General features: G+C 65.4%; 16 protein-coding genes. 9 read left to right on the forward strand and 7 right to left on the reverse strand.

The window, feature by feature from the left end; translation table 11 throughout:
• Window positions 1-34: 34 nt before the first annotated feature.
• From V7066_RS11585 to pdxH, 6 genes are all read right to left on the reverse strand, one after another.
• Window positions 35-1,390, reverse strand: coding sequence for a M48 family metalloprotease (locus V7066_RS11585; RefSeq protein ID WP_334183192.1), 1,356 nt, complete (start codon window positions 1,388-1,390; stop codon window positions 35-37).
• 112 nt (window positions 1,391-1,502) lie between these two features.
• Window positions 1,503-2,330 (reverse strand): PAS domain-containing protein, encoded by an 828-nt coding sequence (locus V7066_RS28790; RefSeq protein WP_442947323.1) that lies wholly within the window; start codon window positions 2,328-2,330, stop codon window positions 1,503-1,505.
• Window positions 2,331-2,399: 69 nt separating this feature from the next.
• Window positions 2,400-2,849, reverse strand: a complete 450-nt coding sequence (locus V7066_RS11595; protein WP_334183193.1) for a DUF2141 domain-containing protein — start codon at window positions 2,847-2,849, stop codon at window positions 2,400-2,402.
• Entirely contained in the window at window positions 2,816-3,550 is a 735-nt protein-coding gene (locus V7066_RS11600) for a sterol desaturase family protein (RefSeq protein WP_334183194.1), read from the reverse strand. Before V7066_RS11600 ends, V7066_RS11595 begins: the two co-directional genes overlap by 34 nt.
• A gap of 43 nt (window positions 3,551-3,593) precedes the next feature.
• Complete coding sequence (locus tag V7066_RS11605) at window positions 3,594-4,523, reverse strand: cation diffusion facilitator family transporter (RefSeq protein WP_334183195.1); 930 nt, start codon at window positions 4,521-4,523, stop codon at window positions 3,594-3,596.
• Window positions 4,524-4,531: 8 nt separating this feature from the next.
• A complete protein-coding gene (gene pdxH, locus V7066_RS11610; RefSeq protein ID WP_334183196.1) occupies window positions 4,532-5,149 on the reverse strand; it encodes a pyridoxamine 5'-phosphate oxidase in 618 nt (205 codons plus the stop codon).
• Window positions 5,150-5,333: 184 nt separating this feature from the next.
• Between pdxH and V7066_RS11615 the strand changes: the two genes are divergently transcribed.
• From V7066_RS11615 to fabI, 3 genes are all read left to right on the forward strand, one after another.
• Complete coding sequence (locus V7066_RS11615; RefSeq protein ID WP_334183197.1) at window positions 5,334-6,296, forward strand: DnaJ C-terminal domain-containing protein; 963 nt, start codon at window positions 5,334-5,336, stop codon at window positions 6,294-6,296.
• A 169-nt stretch (window positions 6,297-6,465) separates the two neighbouring features.
• Complete coding sequence (locus tag V7066_RS11620) at window positions 6,466-7,398, forward strand: YihY/virulence factor BrkB family protein (RefSeq protein WP_334183198.1); 933 nt, start codon at window positions 6,466-6,468, stop codon at window positions 7,396-7,398.
• Window positions 7,395-8,198 (forward strand): enoyl-ACP reductase FabI, encoded by an 804-nt coding sequence (gene fabI, locus V7066_RS11625; protein ID WP_086490790.1) that lies wholly within the window; start codon window positions 7,395-7,397, stop codon window positions 8,196-8,198. Before V7066_RS11620 ends, fabI begins: the two co-directional genes overlap by 4 nt.
• Window positions 8,199-8,316: 118 nt before the next feature.
• Here fabI and V7066_RS11630 read toward each other — a convergent pair whose 3' ends face one another.
• Window positions 8,317-9,411 carry a TauD/TfdA family dioxygenase gene (locus tag V7066_RS11630; protein ID WP_334183199.1) on the reverse strand — a complete coding sequence of 365 codons (1,095 nt, stop codon included), beginning with the start codon at window positions 9,409-9,411 and terminating at the stop codon, window positions 8,317-8,319.
• Window positions 9,412-9,574: 163 nt separating this feature from the next.
• Here V7066_RS11630 and V7066_RS11635 point away from each other — a divergent pair, with 163 nt between their 5' ends.
• From V7066_RS11635 to V7066_RS11660, 6 genes are all read left to right on the forward strand, one after another.
• Window positions 9,575-10,321: an ImuA family protein gene (locus tag V7066_RS11635; RefSeq protein ID WP_334183200.1), complete on the forward strand. Its 747-nt coding sequence runs from the start codon at window positions 9,575-9,577 to the stop codon at window positions 10,319-10,321.
• The gene (locus V7066_RS11640) at window positions 10,227-11,741 is read left to right on the forward strand and encodes a Y-family DNA polymerase (protein ID WP_334183201.1); all 1,515 of its coding nucleotides are present in this window, start codon (window positions 10,227-10,229) and stop codon (window positions 11,739-11,741) included. The genes V7066_RS11635 and V7066_RS11640 overlap by 95 nt, the downstream gene beginning before the upstream one ends.
• Window positions 11,738-15,055, forward strand: a complete 3,318-nt coding sequence (locus V7066_RS11645) for an error-prone DNA polymerase (protein WP_334183202.1) — start codon at window positions 11,738-11,740, stop codon at window positions 15,053-15,055. The genes V7066_RS11640 and V7066_RS11645 overlap by 4 nt, the downstream gene beginning before the upstream one ends.
• A gap of 79 nt (window positions 15,056-15,134) precedes the next feature.
• Complete coding sequence (locus V7066_RS11650) at window positions 15,135-15,449, forward strand: TM2 domain-containing protein (RefSeq protein WP_334183203.1); 315 nt, start codon at window positions 15,135-15,137, stop codon at window positions 15,447-15,449.
• Between the two features lie 293 nt (window positions 15,450-15,742).
• Window positions 15,743-17,086 carry a tyrosine-type recombinase/integrase gene (locus tag V7066_RS11655; protein WP_334183204.1) on the forward strand — a complete coding sequence of 448 codons (1,344 nt, stop codon included), beginning with the start codon at window positions 15,743-15,745 and terminating at the stop codon, window positions 17,084-17,086.
• Window positions 17,079-17,315 carry a hypothetical protein gene (locus V7066_RS11660; protein ID WP_334183205.1) on the forward strand — a complete coding sequence of 79 codons (237 nt, stop codon included), beginning with the start codon at window positions 17,079-17,081 and terminating at the stop codon, window positions 17,313-17,315. The genes V7066_RS11655 and V7066_RS11660 overlap by 8 nt, the downstream gene beginning before the upstream one ends.
• Window positions 17,316-17,333 lie beyond the last annotated feature (18 nt).

Genomic DNA, 17,333 nt, shown 5'->3' on the forward strand with positions numbered 1-17,333 from the left:
GAGCGGGGAATCGGCGGCCATAGCCGCTGCGTTTTCAGCGCTTCTTGCGTTCCAGTGCGGCCCGCGCCTGCATCTCGATATCCTGCGCCCGCAGCCAGTCGGGGGAGTTGCTGGGCAAGCCCGCTTCGGCGGCCTGCGCGCTCCGCAGCGCGGCGTCCATCTGCCCGGTGAGCGACTGCTGCTCGGCACTGGCCAGCCGGGCGCGGGGCATGTCGCCATTGGCGGCGTAGATCGTGCCGAGCTGATACCAGGAGAACGGATTCTCCCGGTCGCGCGCGACCGCGTTCTTCAACACCGTCTGCGCCTCGGCGAAATGGGCCGGGTCCTCGGTGGCGATCAGCGCGTGGCCGAACAGCGTGGCGATCAGCGGCTGGTAGCCGGTCAGTTCGGTCGCCTTGCGCAGCGGCACCAGGGCCTCCGCGGCCTGCCCCGCCTCCAGCAGGATCTGGCCTTCGAGTTCCAGGAAATAGGGGTCGTTGGCATCGACCTTGAGCAAGGCATCGGTCTCGGCCCGCGCGCGGTCGAGCTGCGACTGGCGGTGATAGGCATAGGCGCGGGCATAGTGCGCGGGCACCGAATTGTCGGTCTCTGGGTAGACCCGGAACACGTCGCGCGGCTCGGCCAGATAGCCGAACAGCTTGGCCTTGATCCGTATGAAACGCTGCTGGATCTTCGGATCGTCCGGCCGGGTCCAGGCCGGGTCCTTCTCGTAGACGTCCTGAAGCGTCTGGATACGGTCTCCGGTCAGCGGGTGGGTGGAGTAGAACTCATCCCCGCTCTGCGGCCGATAGCCGTAGCGGAACTCCAGATTCTGGAGCTTCTTGAAGAACTCCACCGAACCCCGGCCGCTGATTCCCGCCGTGGAAAGGTACTGGGCACCGGCGGCGTCGGCTGAGGCTTCCTGCGAGCGGTTGTAGGCGAGATACTTGCCCATGGCGGCCTGCTGCCCGGCCATGATGACGCCCAGCGCCGCTTCTCCCCCGCCCGCGGCAGCGGCAGCGGCGCCCAGCAGGAGCGAGAGGATCGAGATGTTGGTGGCAGGCCTGGCGCCCTGATTCAGCACGGCATGACCGCCGGTGACGTGGCCCAGCTCGTGCGCGATCACGCCCTGCACTTCGGCGGCGGTATCGGCCTGGTTGATGAGGCCGCTGTTGACGTAGACCGCCTGCCCGCCCGCCACGAAGGCGTTGACCGAGGAGTCGTTGACCAGAACGATGTCGACGTGATTGGGATTGAGCCCGGCCGCCGTGATCAGCGGCTTGGCCATGTCCTTGAGCAGGGCTTCGGTCTCGGCATCGCGCAGGATGGACTGCGCGCTCGCCGGCGCGGCGGACCAGCCGAGCAGTGCCAGAATGCTCAGGAAGAGTGCGGCAATTCGCGCGAGGGACATGCTCTCTCTTGGGGCCTCCGGGCCTGAACCGGCGCTGAAGGCAGCCGGTTTGCAAATGCCGCCCAGCCTAGCGGCGGGGAACACGCTGGCAAGGGTGCTCGCTCAAGTCCGGTCAGGCCAACAGGCGGCGCGCCGTGCGGTCGAGAAGCGCTTCGTCGTCCGCCACTTCGCCCAGCAGCACCAGTTCGCCCGCCGCGTTGCGCCGAGCCAAGATCACGGTGAACTCGCCGGAGCGGCCAAGCTCGTCCGGCGACCGAGACGGGAGCGCGCGCAGCGTCTCTGCGGTGGCGAGCAGCCCATCCGCCGGACCGTCCGCCCATTCGGTGAGCGGCGCGGATTCGCGCGGCAGGAGGGGACGGTCGAGCGGGATACAATCGTCCTGCGAAGGCGACTGGGCGATGCCGGACGAAGCCCCCTGCTCCTTCCAGTTGATCACCCCGTAGATGCAATCGATCGCCAACTGGTCGCGCGAGAAGGGCAGCAGGATGCCGCGATAGAGAATCGTCGCGCCATGCCGATTCACGAATTCCGCCTCGAACCCGACCGGCGCCTGATTCGCCAATATCTGCATATAATGATCGGTGATGCGCGACAGCAGCGAGCGGCTGGGCACGTCGTTCAGCCGCTGGATCGTGCCGGCGGCGCCGCATTCGTCGGCCAGCGCCGCGCCGAGCCAGACGATCGCCGGGTTCTCCACCCCGTCCGAGAAGTCGAGAAGAACGCCGTGCGGGCCGAAATCGGGCAGGCTGGCCGGGTCGAGGTCGGCGGCGTCAGGGAAGGCCCGGTCGCCCAGCAGGCTCGCCCAGAAATTGTAGGCACGCACCTGCATGCGGCGCTCGTTGCCCCCCGCGCGCGGGGTTTCCGCAAGGTCGTTCGTTTCGGGACAGGCCGTGATCGGCGCATCCCTGTCGCAAAGTTCGCCGCGCACCCTGTCCATCATGCCCCCTGCTGGTCGTCGCTCCCTTGTGACGGGGCGCGGTGAAATAAAGTTTAAGCCCCTTCGCGAGCGTTACAGCAGATAGCGCATCTTGATCGTCATGCGGGTGTTCTCGGTGCCGACGTCGAAAGCGGCCTTGTCGAAGCGCGGCGGCCCCATCCGCACCGGTGCATCGCGGGAAAAGCCGAAGCCCTCGCGCGGGATCATCAGCGCGGTGTCGAGCTTGCCGTTGCCGTTCTCGTCGTGAACCAGCGAGATGGCATAGCGTCCCTCGGGAACCCGTCCGAAATCGAGCCGTATCTCGCCGCTGACCGGAACCGTCAGCTTCCGTGCCTGCGGATCCTTGTCGCAGTTCGGAAAAGTCCGGGCATCGGTGGTCAGACAGGCGAGAATCTGCCCCTTCTGCGAGCGCAGACCGGTAATGGAGACGGTCACGTCCGACTGCGCGCCGGTCGCACCGAGCACCAGCGGCGCGGCAAGCAGCAAGGTCAGGGCGCCGAAACGCCCCGATCGGTGCCGCACAGATGATCCCAGAACCGGAAGTAGAGTCCGTAATTGCATCGATAGAACTCATGATGGCGGTGATGGTGGCTGGCGGTGATCAGCCAATGCCCCAGACGCGAGTGGACGAGGCGGCGGGGAAACATTTCCCAGCCCATGTGATTGGCGATTCCCATGACCGTCATGATGGTCAGGACCAGTCCCAGCACGCCGACATGGATCGGCACGAGGAACACCAGCGCCGGGACGACGACCGCCCCGGTCACGGCTTCGAGCGGGTGGAAGCTCATCGCCGCCCAGGCCGTCGGCGGGCGGCTGGCGTGGTGGACGGCGTGCATCAGGCGAAACACGCGCGGCCGGTGCATCCAGCGATGGGTCCAATAGAACCAGGTATCGTGCAGGAAGAGATAGAGGAACAGCGAGACCGGCATCCACCACAGCGGCCGCGCGGCGGGATCGCTATAGATCAGCGTCCAGCCATGCGCCTGCCAGCCCCAGGCGACCACGCCCGCGGGAATGCCGTAGATCGCCGAGGAGGCCAGCGACCAGCCGATCTCGCCGCGGATCTGCCGGTCCATGCCCTTGTAGAGCCCCGGCCTCACCCGCGCGGTGATCCAGGCGAAGAGACCGGACGTGCCCAGATAGCGCAGGCCGACGATCGCCGTCATCGTGACGGCGGAAACGCAGAGCGCCCACAGGCCGGGAGCGGAAATCGAGGACATCTCGGGGGTTATGCTCCGCTACGGGCCTTATGACCAGAGAGACTCAATCCAGGGAAACCCGGATCGGCGGCAGCACGTCGATCCCCGCCGCGCCGGCTTCGTCCACCAGACCCTCGGGATCGGGGTGAATCAGGATCTCGGTATCGGGAAACTCCGCCGCGAGCCGGTGCTCCAGTTCGTCCATCACCCGGTGCGCCTCGCGCACGGTCATCTCCGGATCGACCCAGACGTGGAACTGCACGAAATCCCGGTTGCCCGAGGTCCGCGTACGCAAGTCGTGGACGCCGGTAATGTCGGGATGACGGGCGAGCACCTGGAGGAAGCGGTCCTTCTTTTCCTCCGGCCACTCGTGATCCATCAACTGGTCGAGCACGTCCTGCGAGGCATTCCAGGCGCCCCAGCCGAGCCAGGCGGCGATGCCCAGCCCGAACAGCGGATCCGCTCCTTTCAGCCCGGCATACTGGTCCAGCACCAGCGCGACGATCACCGCCACGTTGAGCAGGAGGTCCGACTGGTAATGAACGCTGTCGGTCTGGATGGCGATGCTGCCGGTCTTGCGGATGACGTGCCGCTGCCAGGCGACCAGCGCCAGAGTCGCCACGATCGCCACGGCCGACACGGCAATGCCGCTCTCCGCACTCTCCACCCGGCTTTCGGTGAGGAATTCCTCCACCGCACGGCTCGCGATGGCCAGCGCCGAGATCGAGATCAGCACGATCTGGAACATCGCCGCGATCGCCTCGGCCTTGCCGTGGCCGAAGCGGTGCTTGTCGTCCGCCGGCTGCGCGGCGATCCATACGCCGAGCAGGGTGGCGATGCTGGCAACGAGATCGAGCGTGGTGTCGGCCAGGCTGCCGAGCATCGCCGTCGATCCGGTGGACCAGGCCGCCCAGCCCTTCAGGCCGAGCAGGAGCACCGCCACGCCGATACTGGCGAAAGCGGCGCTGCGGGTGAGATGGGCGTGTTCGTGCAAGGGCGGCCTCAGGGATAGAGCAGCGAGCTGACCCAGCCGCCGGGGGCATCGTCATGGCGCACGAAACGGCGGCGCTCGTGGAGGCGATAGGGCCGGTCCTGCCAGAACTCGATGGCGGCGGGCACCACGCGGAAGCCGGTCCAGTGCGCGGGGCGCTCGATCTCGCCCTCGCCGAAGCGGGCGCGAACGTCCTCGTAACGGGCCAGGAAAGTCTCACGGCTGTCGAGCGGGGCAGACTGGTCGGAAGCGACCGCGCCGAGCTGCGAATCCCGGGCACGCGAATGGAAATAGGCGTCGGCCTCCTCGGCGGTCACCGGCACCAGTTCGCCCTCGATGCGGATCTGGCGGCGCAGGCTCTTCCAGTGGAACAGCAGGGCGACGTGGGGATTGGCGGCGATTTCCTGCCCCTTGCGGCTGTGGCCATTGGTGTAGAACACGAATCCTTCCGGCCCGTAGCCCTTGAGCAGGACCATGCGCACCGAAGGCAGGCCGTCCGGCGTCGCGGTGGCCAGCGCCATGGCGTTCGAATCGTTCGGCTCGGTCTCGCGCGCCTCTTCGTACCAGGCCCTGAACAGGGCGAGGGGATCGCCGTGGGGGATGACTTCGCGGGCCTGTTCAGCTTCCATCTGCGTTTCCTGACGAATTGGGCATGAGGTCTCTATAGCCGCGCCCTGATGCTCCTTGCCGGAAACCACCGATATCGCGGCAATTCCCGTGGGCCTTCGGGCACATGGCCGGTGCATAGACGCGCTGCCCGAAGGAGAAAAGCTCCGCTTGCCGTAAGCCGCGTCCGCACCTAGCTAGGGAGCCATGGCAGCAGACCCTTATTCCACCCTTGGCGTATCGCGTACGGCCAGCGAGAAGGACATCAAGTCCGCCTATCGCAAGCTGGCGAAGGAACTTCATCCCGATACCAACAAGGACAACCCCAAGGCCGCGGAGCGCTTTTCCGAAGTGACCGGCGCCTACGACCTGCTTTCCGACAAGGACAAGCGGGCCAAATTCGATCGCGGCGAGATCGATGCCGAAGGCAATCCCATGGGCTTCGGCGGATTCGGCGGCGGTGGCGGCGGCTTCGGCGGTGCCGGGTTCGGCGGTGGCCCCGGTGGACAGCGCGGCTTCTCCGGCGGGTTCGGCGGCAACGACGGCATCGACCTGGAAGACCTGTTCGGCGGTATCTTCGGCGGCGGCAGCCAGCGCGGTGGCGGTGGCTTCGGCGGGATGGGCGGCGGAACCCGCACCCGTGCCGCCCCGCGCGGCGGCAACGTGAACTACCGCCTCGCGGTCCCGCTCCCCGACGCGGCAGAGCTGAAGCCCCAGCGCATCACCCTCTCCGACGGCAAGACGATCGACCTCAAGCTGCCGAACGGGCTGGAGGACGGCACCCAGATGCGCCTCGCCGGCAAGGGCGAGGCGGGCCCCGGCGGCGCCGGCGATGCCATCGTCACCATCCAGATCCAGCCCCATGCCTTCTTCCGCCAGGACGGCGACGACTTGCGCGTCGATCTGCCGATCACCCTCGACGAGGCGCTGAACGGCGGCAAGGTCAAGGCGCCCACAGCCGCCGGGGCAGTGATGCTCTCGGTTCCCGCCGGAGCCAGCTCGGGCAAGGTCCTGCGCCTCAAGGGCCGCGGCATGACCCGCAAGGACGGCACCCGCGGCGACCTGCTAATCAGCCTCCAGATCGTGCTGCCCGAAAGCGATGCCGATCTCGCCAAGCGGCTGGAAGGCTGGAAGGATTCGCGCGACGTGCGCGCCCGGCTCGGAATCTGACGGGAGGGGCGGGGATGGTTTTCCGTTTCGCCCCTCCTGAATTCCTTCGAAATTTGAACATCCTGCCCGCAGCGCCTATCTCGGCCCGGTGAAAGCCGTTCCGCCACCAGACACACCCGCCGCGATAAGGCCCGAGGACCGGCGCCGTGCGGCCTTGCGCTGGCAGGAGATGCAGGAGCGGTTCCCCCGGCCCGATCCCTCCGGCCGGGCCTATGTCGTGGTCAAACGCGTCATCGCCGGTACCTGGGAAGACGGCTTCATCCACGCCGGCAACTTCGCCTACATGACGATCGTCGCGCTGTTCCCCTTCTTCATCGCCCTCGCGGCGATCTACTCGGCGCTGGGCGAACAGGGACAGCTGGAAAGCGCGATCGACGCGGTGCTCAACGCCCTGCCGCCGCGCGTCGAGGATGCCCTTGCCCCGGTCGCCCGCGATGCCGTCGCGGCGCGGCACGGCTGGCTGCTGTGGGTCGGCGGCGTGCTGGGCCTCTGGACGGCGACCAGCCTGATCGAGACCATCCGCGACATCCTCCACCGCGCCTACGGCACGACCAAGAGCCTGAAATTCTGGCGAAACCGGCTCGCATCGAGCGGGTTGATCTTCGGATCGGTACTGCTTCTGTTGCTTTCCCTGTCATCGCAAGTGCTGATTTCGCTGATCGAGGACGTGCTGCTGACGCTGTTTCCGGCGCTCAAGGCCTTCAACTACCAGATCGGCGTGTCCCGCGCGGTCACGGCGGGCACTCTGTTCGCCTCGCTCTACGCGCTGTTTTTCCTTTTGACGCCAAGTCGTTATCAGGCGAGACGCTATCGGAAATGGCCGGGGCCGCTGTTCGTCGCGACCTGGTGGCTGGGCGCCGCCTGGCTGCTGCCGAAAGTGTTGCGCAATTTCATCGCTTACGATTTGACGTACGGAAGTCTCGCCGGAGTGATGATCGCGCTTTTCTTTTTCTGGCTTGTCGGACTAGGGATGGTCGCGGGCGCGGAACTCAACGCCGCCCTTACCGTCAGTCCCGAGGAGCAGGAGATGCTTGCCGGGGGCCCGGACGGGAAAAGCAGCGCCGCTGCACAGAACAACGAAGTACAGGAAGAACAAGAATGACCGGTCTGATGCAGGGTAAACGCGGCCTGATCATGGGCCTTGCCAATGACAAGTCCCTGGCCTGGGGCATCGCGAAGAAGCTGCACGAACAGGGCGCCGAGCTAGCCTTCTCCTATCAGGGTGATGCGCTGGCCAAGCGCGTGAAGCCGCTGGCGGAAAGCCTCGGCAGCGATTTCCTCATCGATTGCGACGTTTCGGACATGGCGGCGCTCGATGCCGCGTTCGAGACGCTGAAGGCGCGCTGGGAGACGATCGACTTCGTCGTCCACGCCATCGGCTTCTCGGACAAGAACGAACTGCGCGGCAAGTATGTCGACACCAGCCTCGACAACTTCCTGATGACGATGAACATTTCGGCCTACAGCCTCGTCGCCGTCACCAAGCGCGCCGAACCGATGATGCGCGAGGGCGGCTCGATCCTGACGCTGACCTATTACGGCGCCGAGAAGGTCGTGCCACACTACAACGTCATGGGCGTTGCCAAGGCGGCACTGGAAACCTCGGTGAAGTACCTCGCCAACGACCTCGGCCCGCAGAACATCCGCGTGAACGCGATCTCGGCGGGTCCGGTGAAGACCCTGGCCGCCAGCGGCATCGGCGACTTCCGCTACATCCTGAAGTGGAACGAGCTGAACTCGCCGCTGCGCCGCAACACCACGATCGAGGATGTGGGCGGTTCGGCCCTCTACTTCCTGTCGGATCTGTCGGCGGGCGTGACCGGCGAAGTCCACCATGTCGATTCGGGCTACCACCTCGTCGGCATGAAGCAGGAAGACGCACCGGACATCGCGCTGAGCTGATCGGCGGCTTTCCGAATACGAAAAGGGGCCGGGAGGAAACTCCCGGCCCCTTTTTTGTGTCCCGTTCAGAGCCAAACCCCTGCCCCACTCCCGTGGCGCTCCGGAACCGGGACTGACCTCAACTCATCAAACGCGGCACCGAGACCGAGAACACATCGAAGTGCGCATCCGGATGCTCGGCCTGCCCGTCGCGTGGGGCCTGACGGACCTGCACCACGCCGTTCTTGCCGAAGCCGTCCACCACCGGGCGCCCGGCATCGCGGCTCAGCCAGAGGCGCAGAAGGTGACGCTTGCGCTGCGGCTCCGGCCAGTCCCAGAACGTGGTGCGGGCATGGAGCGCGGCGTAGTTCGACAGCCACTGGATGTCGCCGGGGCGGAAATCCATCTCGATGGCCATGCCCTCCTCGTAGGTGATCGTGTCGAAGAGTTCGAGCACCTCGACCTGCTCCGGCGTCAGCCTGGGCACGCCCTCGTATTCCTGCGCGGTAAGGATGTAGAGCGAACCCGCATACATCGAGAACACCCCGTCCACGAGGCTGACGATCGGCGAGGTATAGGTATCCGCCGGAGCATTGTGGTCCTGCCGGCGCCAGTCCCAGTGGAACGGTTCGAGCAGCAGCGGCGCCAGGTCCGGGCGGCGGCGCAGGATCTCGTTGTAGATTTCCGCGCCCGAGACGAGGCAGGAGAGCCCCCCTTCCTTGGCCGGACGCAGGCACATGAGCGCGACGATGTCCGAACTGTCCGAGTGATAGACCAGCTTGTCGCGCACTTTGGAGGAGAGCGCAGTGGGATCGTCCATGGTCTTGTCGCTGGTGGCGTAGACGTGGTCGATCAGGTCGCCCATCTCGTTCTGGCGGATCGGATCGCCCATGTGCAGGCCGAGAATGTAGTAGATCGCGCTGGACAGCGCATCCGAATAGAGCTGCGTGCGCAGGCCGCGCACCAGCACGAAGCCGCGGCCGTAGTCGACATCCTCGCCCCAGGATTTCACTGCATCGGCGCAGGCCGCCAGCGGATAGTCCTCGGCCGTGACGGTGCGCAGGTCCGGATTTTCGGCGAGGAAACGGGCGCCGAGCGTTTCCAGTTCGGAGATCTGCGCCTCGGAAAGCAGGTAGATCCACTCATCGGTTCCGGCCAGCCGGTCTCCCCGCCAGGCTGCAGCGGTAGTGACGGGCGGGACGGCCTCCAGCGGCGCGGGAGCGGAACTGGCCATGCTTCGTGGGTCCTTCTCTGGATCTGCAAGTGTGATCCCGACCCTAGGCCGAACGCCTCGGGATGACTTGGCGCGCGATGCCCGAAACCTTTTCCCCATGCGCATCCCAAACGGAAAGCGGAGTTCGATTGCATGGGACAGGAATAGAACATAAAAGGAACATATGTTCGATTCGAGTCGCTTCAAACGTGCCGCGAGCCTTGTGCAGGCCTCTCCGGAGGGCTGGCCGGACGCACCTTTGCAGCAGGACGGCGTGCATGAATTCTACGCAGCACAAGGACAGGGCGGCAACGCCGCGCTGGCCCCGGTCCTGGCCCCACCCCTCGCTCTGGCCCTGCTCTGCGCGGTCCAGGCGCGCCAACCGGGGGAGACCCTGCTCTGGCTGAGGCTAGCGAAGGGGAAGCAGGCGCGGCAGCGTCCTTATGCCCCCGGGCTTGCCGAACTCGGCGTCGATCCCGCCGCGATCGTGCTGATGCGCCTGCCCGACCTCCAGAGCCTGCTGCGCGCGGGCGTGGACTGCGTGCGCCACGGCGGCGCGGCCACGGTGGTCATGGAGGTGGACGGCCGCGCCCCGGCCTTCGATCTGACCGCCTCCCGCCGCTTCGCGCTGGCGGCGGAGCGGAGCGGCACCATGGTCCTGATCGTGCGCAGCGGCGCCGATCCCGCCCCCAGCGCCGCCCATAGCCGCTGGCAGGTCGCCAGCGCGCCCTCGATGCCGCTGCCCGCCGATGCACCGGGAGGACCGGTCTTCGACGTGACCCTGCTGCGCCAGCGCGGCGGGCGGGAAGGACTCAACCTGCAACTGGAATGGGATCGTGAGCAAGGCATGTTCCGCGCGCCGCTATCTCGCGGTCGTCCTGCCCTTCCTGCCGTCCGAACGGGCGATGCGGGAAGGCGCAGCGCGGCCTGACGCGGCTTTCGCGCTCATCGCGAAGCAACGCGGGGCGCAGCGCATCATGGCGCTGTCCCCCGCCGCGCTGAAACTCGGTCTCGCCGCAGGCATGATGCTGGCCGACGCCCGCGCGCAGGAACCCGATCTCGCCGCGCTGGAGCACCGCCCCGAGGCGGATCATGCCCTGCTGCTGCGCCTTGTAGAGGCCTGCGAGCGCTATACCCCGATGGTCGCGCCGCAAGGCGACGATGCGCTGGTGCTGGATCTCACCGGCTGCTTCGACAGCCTCGCCATGGACGAGAGTGAAGTCCGGGACGATCTCGCCAGCCGCCTGTCCCGGCTCGGCTTCCACCCGCTGACGTCCTGCGCCGGAACCCCGGATGCCGCGCTGGCCCTCGCCCGCTTCGGCAAGCGATCCTTGCGCGAACTGCCGGTGGCCGCGCTGGGGCTGGAAGGCGACGCCCACCTCGCGCTTGGACGCGCCGGACTGCGTACCATAGGCCAGCTCGCGGACCGCCCCCGCGCGCCCCTTGCAGCCCGCTTCGGCAAGGCGATGTCGGTCGCCCTCTCCCGCCTGCTGGAAGAGCAGGACCGACGCATCACCCCGCACCGCACCCTGCCCCCGATCTGGGTCGAACAGCGCTTCGCCGAGCCGATGGCCACGGTGAAGCCCCTGCTCGGCGTGATCGAATGGCTGGCCGGACAGGCGCGTGACCTGCTGGTCGCGCGCGGACGCGGCGGGCGGCGCTATGAAGTCTCCCTGTTCCGCACCGACGGCCATGTCGCCCGCCTTGCCGTCGACAGCGGACTGCCGTTGCGCGATCCCGCCGATGTCGTCCGGCTGTTCCGCGAACGCATCGAATCGCTCGCCGACCCGCTCGATCCGGGCTTCGGCTACGACCTCCTGCGCCTGTCCGTCCCCCTGCACGAGGACGTGAGCGAGGGGCAGGAGCGGCTGGACGAGGACAGTTCCGGCAGGCCCGACCTCGCCCCCCTGCTCGACCGGCTGCAAGTGCGTTTCGGGGCCGATTGTCTCCACCGCTTCGCCCCGCGCGACGAGCACTTGCCGGAATATGCCGACCGGCTAGTCTCGGCCGCGTCTCGTCCCGAAGCCTGGCCCCAGCCGGAAGCGGGCGAGCCGCCCCTGCGCCCGCTGTTCCTGTTCGAGCCTCCCCAGCCGGTCACCGTCCTCGCCGAAGTGCCCGACGGCCCGCCCCGCCGGTTCGGCTGGCAAGGACGGCAGCACCGGGTCGTGCGACAGGAAGGCCCCGAACGCATCGCCTATCCCTGGTGGAAGACGGTCGAAGCCACAGGCCCGACACGCGACTACTACCGGATCGAGGACGAGGAAGGCTGCCGGTTCTGGCTGTTCCGCCACGGCCTCTACGGCAGCGAGAAGGCCGACCCGCGCTGGTATCTCCACGGCGTCTTCGCATGAGCGAGGGACCGCCCGCTTACGCCGAGTTCGCGACGACGACCGCCTATTCGTTCCTGCGCGGCGCGAGCACGCCGGGCGAGATGGCCCTCGCGGCCCTGGCCCTCGGCCACGCCGGCATCGGCATTGCCGACCGCAACACCGTGTCCGGCGTCGCCCGCGCCCTCGCCGCCCTGCGCCAGTTCGCGGAAAAAGTGAGAGCGGAAAGGCAAGAGCAAGGCATGGAAGAGGAAGAGGAAGAGGAAGAGGAAGAGGAAGACGAAGAAGATACCCTAAAATTTCGCCTGATGGTCGGCGCGCGGCTGGTCTTCGCCGACGATACCCCGGAAATCCTCGCCTACCCGACCACCCGCTACGGCTGGGGCCGCCTCACCCGCCTGCTCACCACCGGGAACTTGCGCACCACCAAAGGCAATTGCGTACTGTATTTCGGCGACCTCCTGGAATTCCTGGAGGACATGCAACTCATCGTCGCCACATCCGCCTCCGACGAAGTGCTGCGCCGACTCTCGAATGCCGCCCCCGGCAAAGTCTGGCTGGGTGCGACGATGCTGCGTCAGGGCCGCGATGCCCGCCGCCTCATGGCCTTGCGCGAGCAGGCAGCCTCCACCGGCGTACCGCTGATCGCCATCAACGATGCCCAATACGACACGCCCGAGAGCCGCCCCCTGCACGATGTCATGACCGCGATCCGCGAGAAGACCACGGTGCAGGCCGCCGGTCGCCGCCTCGCCGCCAATGCCGAGCGGCACCTGAAGCCCGCCGCCGAAATGGCCCGCCTTTTCGCCGCCGCCCCGGAAGCCATCGCCGCCATCGAAGACTTCATGAACGGCATCGCTTTCAGGCTCAAAGACCTCAGTTATACCTATCCCCATGAGCCGATCCCTTATGGCTACACCCCGCAAGGCTGGCTCACCGAACTCGTCTGGAGCCGGGCAAACGGCCTCTACCCGCAAGGCATTCCCGAAAAGCTGACTCGCCTGCTCACCGGGGAACTGGAGATCATCGGCTCGCAGGACTACGCCGCCTACTTCCTCACGGTCCACGATATCGTCCAGTGGGCGCAGGGGCAGGGCATCCTCTGCCAAGGCCGGGGATCGGCGGCCAATTCCGCGGTCTGCTTTGTGCTCGGCGTCACCGCCGTCGATCCGGTGAAGCATACCCTGCTATTCTCCCGCTTCATCTCCACCGAGCGCAAGGAGCCGCCGGATATCGACGTCGATTTCGAGCACGAGCGGCGCGAGGAGGTGATGCAGTATATCTACAAGCGCTATGGACGCGAGCGGGCCGGGATCGCCGCCACGGTCATCCACTATCGCTCGCGCAGCGCCGCCCGCGACACCGGCAAGGCGCTGGGCCTGAGCGAGGACGTGACCGCCCGCCTCGCCAGCACCGTCTGGGGCAGCCATGCCGCGAAATACGACCGCAACCGCTGCCTCGAAGCCGGACTCGATCCCGACAACCCGACGATCGCGCGGGTGAATCGCTTCACCGAGGCGATTCTGGAGTTCCCCCGCCACCTCTCGCAGCACGTCGGCGGCTTCGTCCTGACTCAGGACAGGCTGGACGAGACCGTGCCGATCCACAACGCGGCCATGGAGGATCGCACCTTCATCGAGTGGGACAAGGACGATATCGACACCCTCCGCCTGATGAAGGTCGATATTCTGGCGCTCGGCATGCTGACCTGCATCGGCAAGGCCCTCGCCATGATCGAGACTCACATCGGCAGGCAGTATCAGCTGAACTCGGTGCCGGGTGACGTCGGAGCGGGAGGGGACGAAAACCCTCACCATGTCAAAGCGGTCTACGAGATGCTTCAGAAGGGCGACAGCATCGGCGTCTTCCAGGTCGAGAGCCGCGCCCAGATGAACATGCTGCCCCGGCTGAGACCCGAGAATTTCTACGATCTGGTCATCCAGGTCGCCATCGTCCGTCCCGGACCGATTCAGGGCGACATGGTGCATCCCTATCTGCGCCGCCGTCAGAAAATCGAGGAACCGGAATTCCCCTCACCCGCTCCGCCGCACGATCCCGAAGAATTGTATGGTGTCCTCGGCAAGACGCTGGGCGTCCCCCTGTTTCAGGAACAGGCGATGAAGCTTGCCATCACTGCTGCGAATTTCTCCGATGTCGAAGCGAACAAGCTTCGCCGCGCCATGGCGACATTCCGCAACCTCGGCACGATCGACGAATTTCGCGACAAGATGATCGGCGGCATGGTCGCGCGCGGATACCAGAAGAACTTCGCCGAGCGCTGCTTCAAACAGATCGAGGGCTTCGGCAGCTACGGCTTCCCGGAAAGCCACGCCCTCGCCTTCGCGCGGCTGGTCTGGGTTTCGGCCTATATCAAGCACCACTATCCGGCAGTTTTCGCCGCCGCCCTGCTAAATTCGCAGCCCATGGGCTTCTACGCTCCCGCCCAGATCGTCCGCTGCGCACAGGAGCACGGCGTGGAAGTGCGCCCCGTCGATGCAAACCACAGCGAATGGGACTGCACTCTGGAGCGGAGCGGAAAAGACGAACTCGCGCTGCGCCTCGGCCTGCGCCAGATCCACGGCTTCCGCGAGGACTGGGCCGAGACGATCAAGGACCACCGCCCCTACGCCAACCTCGAAGACCTCGCCCGCCGAGCCGAACTGCCGCAGCGTGCGCTCAACCTGCTGGCCGATGCCGACGCCCTGCGCTCGATCGGCCTCGACCGGCGCGAGGGTCTCTGGGAAGCCCGGCGCACGCCCAGCGGAGAGCTCCCCCTCTTCGCCGCCGCCCGCGCCCGCGAACTGGGCGACGAGCCGCCTGCCGCCCTGCCCGCCATGCCTTTGTCGGAACAGGTCGCGGCCGACTACCAGACCACCCGCCTTTCCCTGAAGGCCCACCCGATGGACTTCCTGCGTCCGGTCTTCGCGGCGGAAGGCGTGCTGAGCTGCGCCGAACTGGCGCAAGCGAAACCCGGAAAGCGGGTGAAAGTCGCGGGCGTGGTACTGGTCCGCCAGCGACCGGGCGAAGGCAAGGCGATCTTCGTCACGCTGGAAGACGAAGGCGCCATCGCCAACGTGGTGATCTGGGAAAGGCTGTTCGAGACCTACCGCCGCCCTGTGATGGCCGCGCGGCTGATGGTGGTGGAGGGCCTTGTCCAGCGCAGCCCCGAAGGTGTGGTCCACCTCATGGCCCAGCGCATCCACGACCGCACACCGGAACTAAGCCGCCTGTCCGAAGACCACGAAGAGCACCCGCAACGCGCCGACGCAGACGAGATCGTCCGTCACCGGCACCCCCGCAACGTGCGGATCCTGCCCCGCTCGCGCGACTTCCACTGACGCACGAACAAGAAATTCCGTGATTTTCTAAAGACATGAACCTATCGCTGCGCCCTTCTCTTATCGAGGGGGGTTATCGATGTCCGACAACAATTCACAAAACGCAGCGATGGCGGGCCTGCTCTACCAGGCGAACGCAAAGTCCACCGGTGTGACCTATCTCCTGTGGTTCTTCCTGGGCGCCCTGGGCGCGCATCGCTTCTATGCCGGAAAGACCGCGGGCGGCATCGTTCAGCTCGTGCTGTTCCTGCTCGGTTGGGCGACCATCTGGGTTTTCGGCTTCGGTCTGCTGTTCCTGATCCCGCTCGGATTCTGGGTGCTCGTGGACGCCTTCCTGATTCCCGGTTGGCTGCGCCAGTTCAACACCAACCTGGTGCACCGCGTTCTCGCCTGAATCATGACTCCGGGCGGCGCACAGCGTCGCCCGACAAGGTCGGCCCTCAGCCGAAACCGATCCAACATCCGAATTTTGGGAAAATGGTGCACCCGACAGGATTCGAACCTGTGGCCTCTGCCTTCGGAGGGCAGCGGTTCCGACTTCCCAGCTGTTACCCCGGATTGATCGATATAGCTAGAACCAACGCAAATCCTACATTTTCCAACCTACGGCCCTTGCCTTGAATTCCCGGTCATGGCATCGAATTACCCGCACCGTGCTACCCCGGTGCTACCCGCAAAGGTGATCCGATGGCCAATGGTAAGCTGACTAAATCAACGGTGGACGGCTTGGAGCCTAGGCCGAGTGACTATGTTCAATGGTGCGGGCAGCTACCCGGCTTTGGCATTCGGGTTCGCCCAAGCGGCTCTAAATCCTTCATCGTCCAATACCGTATTGGCGGGCGAAATAGCCCTACTCGCAAGGTGACTGTCGGCACCTATGGTAAGCTTACCGTTGAACAGGCTCGCGAAGCTGCAAAGGCAATTCTGGCCAAGGCCGAGCTTGGCGAGGACGTTGCCAGTGACCGGGCCAAGCGGCGGGCGGAATTGACCGTTGCCCAACTTTGCGATGAATATTTGGCTGAAGGTTGCGACCGCAAGAAAGCGTCTACTATCGCAACGGACACGGGCCGGATTGAGCGGCATATCAAACCGCTGCTTGGCCGGAAGCGGGTAAGCGAAGTGACGCGCGGCGACGTTGAGAAGTTTATGCGCGACGTAGCCAAGGGAGCTACGGCCACCGACGAAAAGACCCGCAAATTCGGGCGCGCTATCGTGACTGGCGGTAAGGGCACGGCTACTCGCACGGTGCGGCTGTTGGGCGGCATATTCACCTATGCCGTTGACCGGGGCTATATTGAAACCAACCCCCGGCTTGGCGTCAAAGTCTATGCGGACGGCAAGGGCGAAAGGTTCCTTTCGGCTTCCGAAATAGAAAAGCTTGGTGAAACACTAAGGCTTGCCGAAACTGATGGCTTGCCTTGGCAATTCAATGACGGCGCCAAAGCTAAACATCGCCCGGTCAATGCTGAAAATCAGCGAGAGAAGCTATGCCCACATGCCATTGCGGCCATTCGGTTGCTACTCCTAACCGGCTGTCGTGCTGGCGAGATACTTAATCTCAAGTGGAAAGATATCGACTTTGACCGGGGATTTATCAACCTCCCCGATTCTAAGACTGGCTCCAAGCCTGTTTTGATTGGCGCGCCAGCCCTTCAAATCTTGGCCACCCTGCCCCGTATTGCTGACAACCCTTACGTGATCGTCGGCAGCAAGCCCAAGGAACCCCGAAGCGATCTCAAGCGGCCATGGGCGCGGGTCACGGCGCACGCTGGCTTGCCCGACTTAAGGTTGCATGACCTTCGCCATAGCTACGCCTCAATTGGCGCGGCATCCGGCATGGGCCTGACCATTGTGGGCAAGCTGCTTGGCCACGCTTCGCCCGCGACCACCGCCCGTTATTCGCACTTTGCCGATGATCCGTTGCGCCGAGCCTCTGACAACATCGCTGGCCAGATTGCGGCGGCTTTGGGCGGCTCGAAAGCTGGCGCTGAAATTATCCCAATTACCGGGAAAGCTGGCTCCAATGGCTGAGCCTAAATATGAAATCACTAATGATTGGCCTATTCCGATTAGCGAACGTGAAAAGCGGCTAGGTCTAGCTCAATCAATTTATGATAACTTTAAGGTTGGCAAGCGGACGGCTGCACGCATGGCAATTAAGCAGCTAGGTAACTGGCGCAATGTTGACGACGACACGACAGCTATTGACTATTTACGCCAACGAATTGTTGACAAAACAATACATTCCACGCCCGATTAATCGGACGTAACACCGCCT

This window comes from Novosphingobium sp. (assembly GCF_036820275.1).
In the GTDB taxonomy this organism is placed as follows: Bacteria; Pseudomonadota; Alphaproteobacteria; order Sphingomonadales; family Sphingomonadaceae; genus Novosphingobium.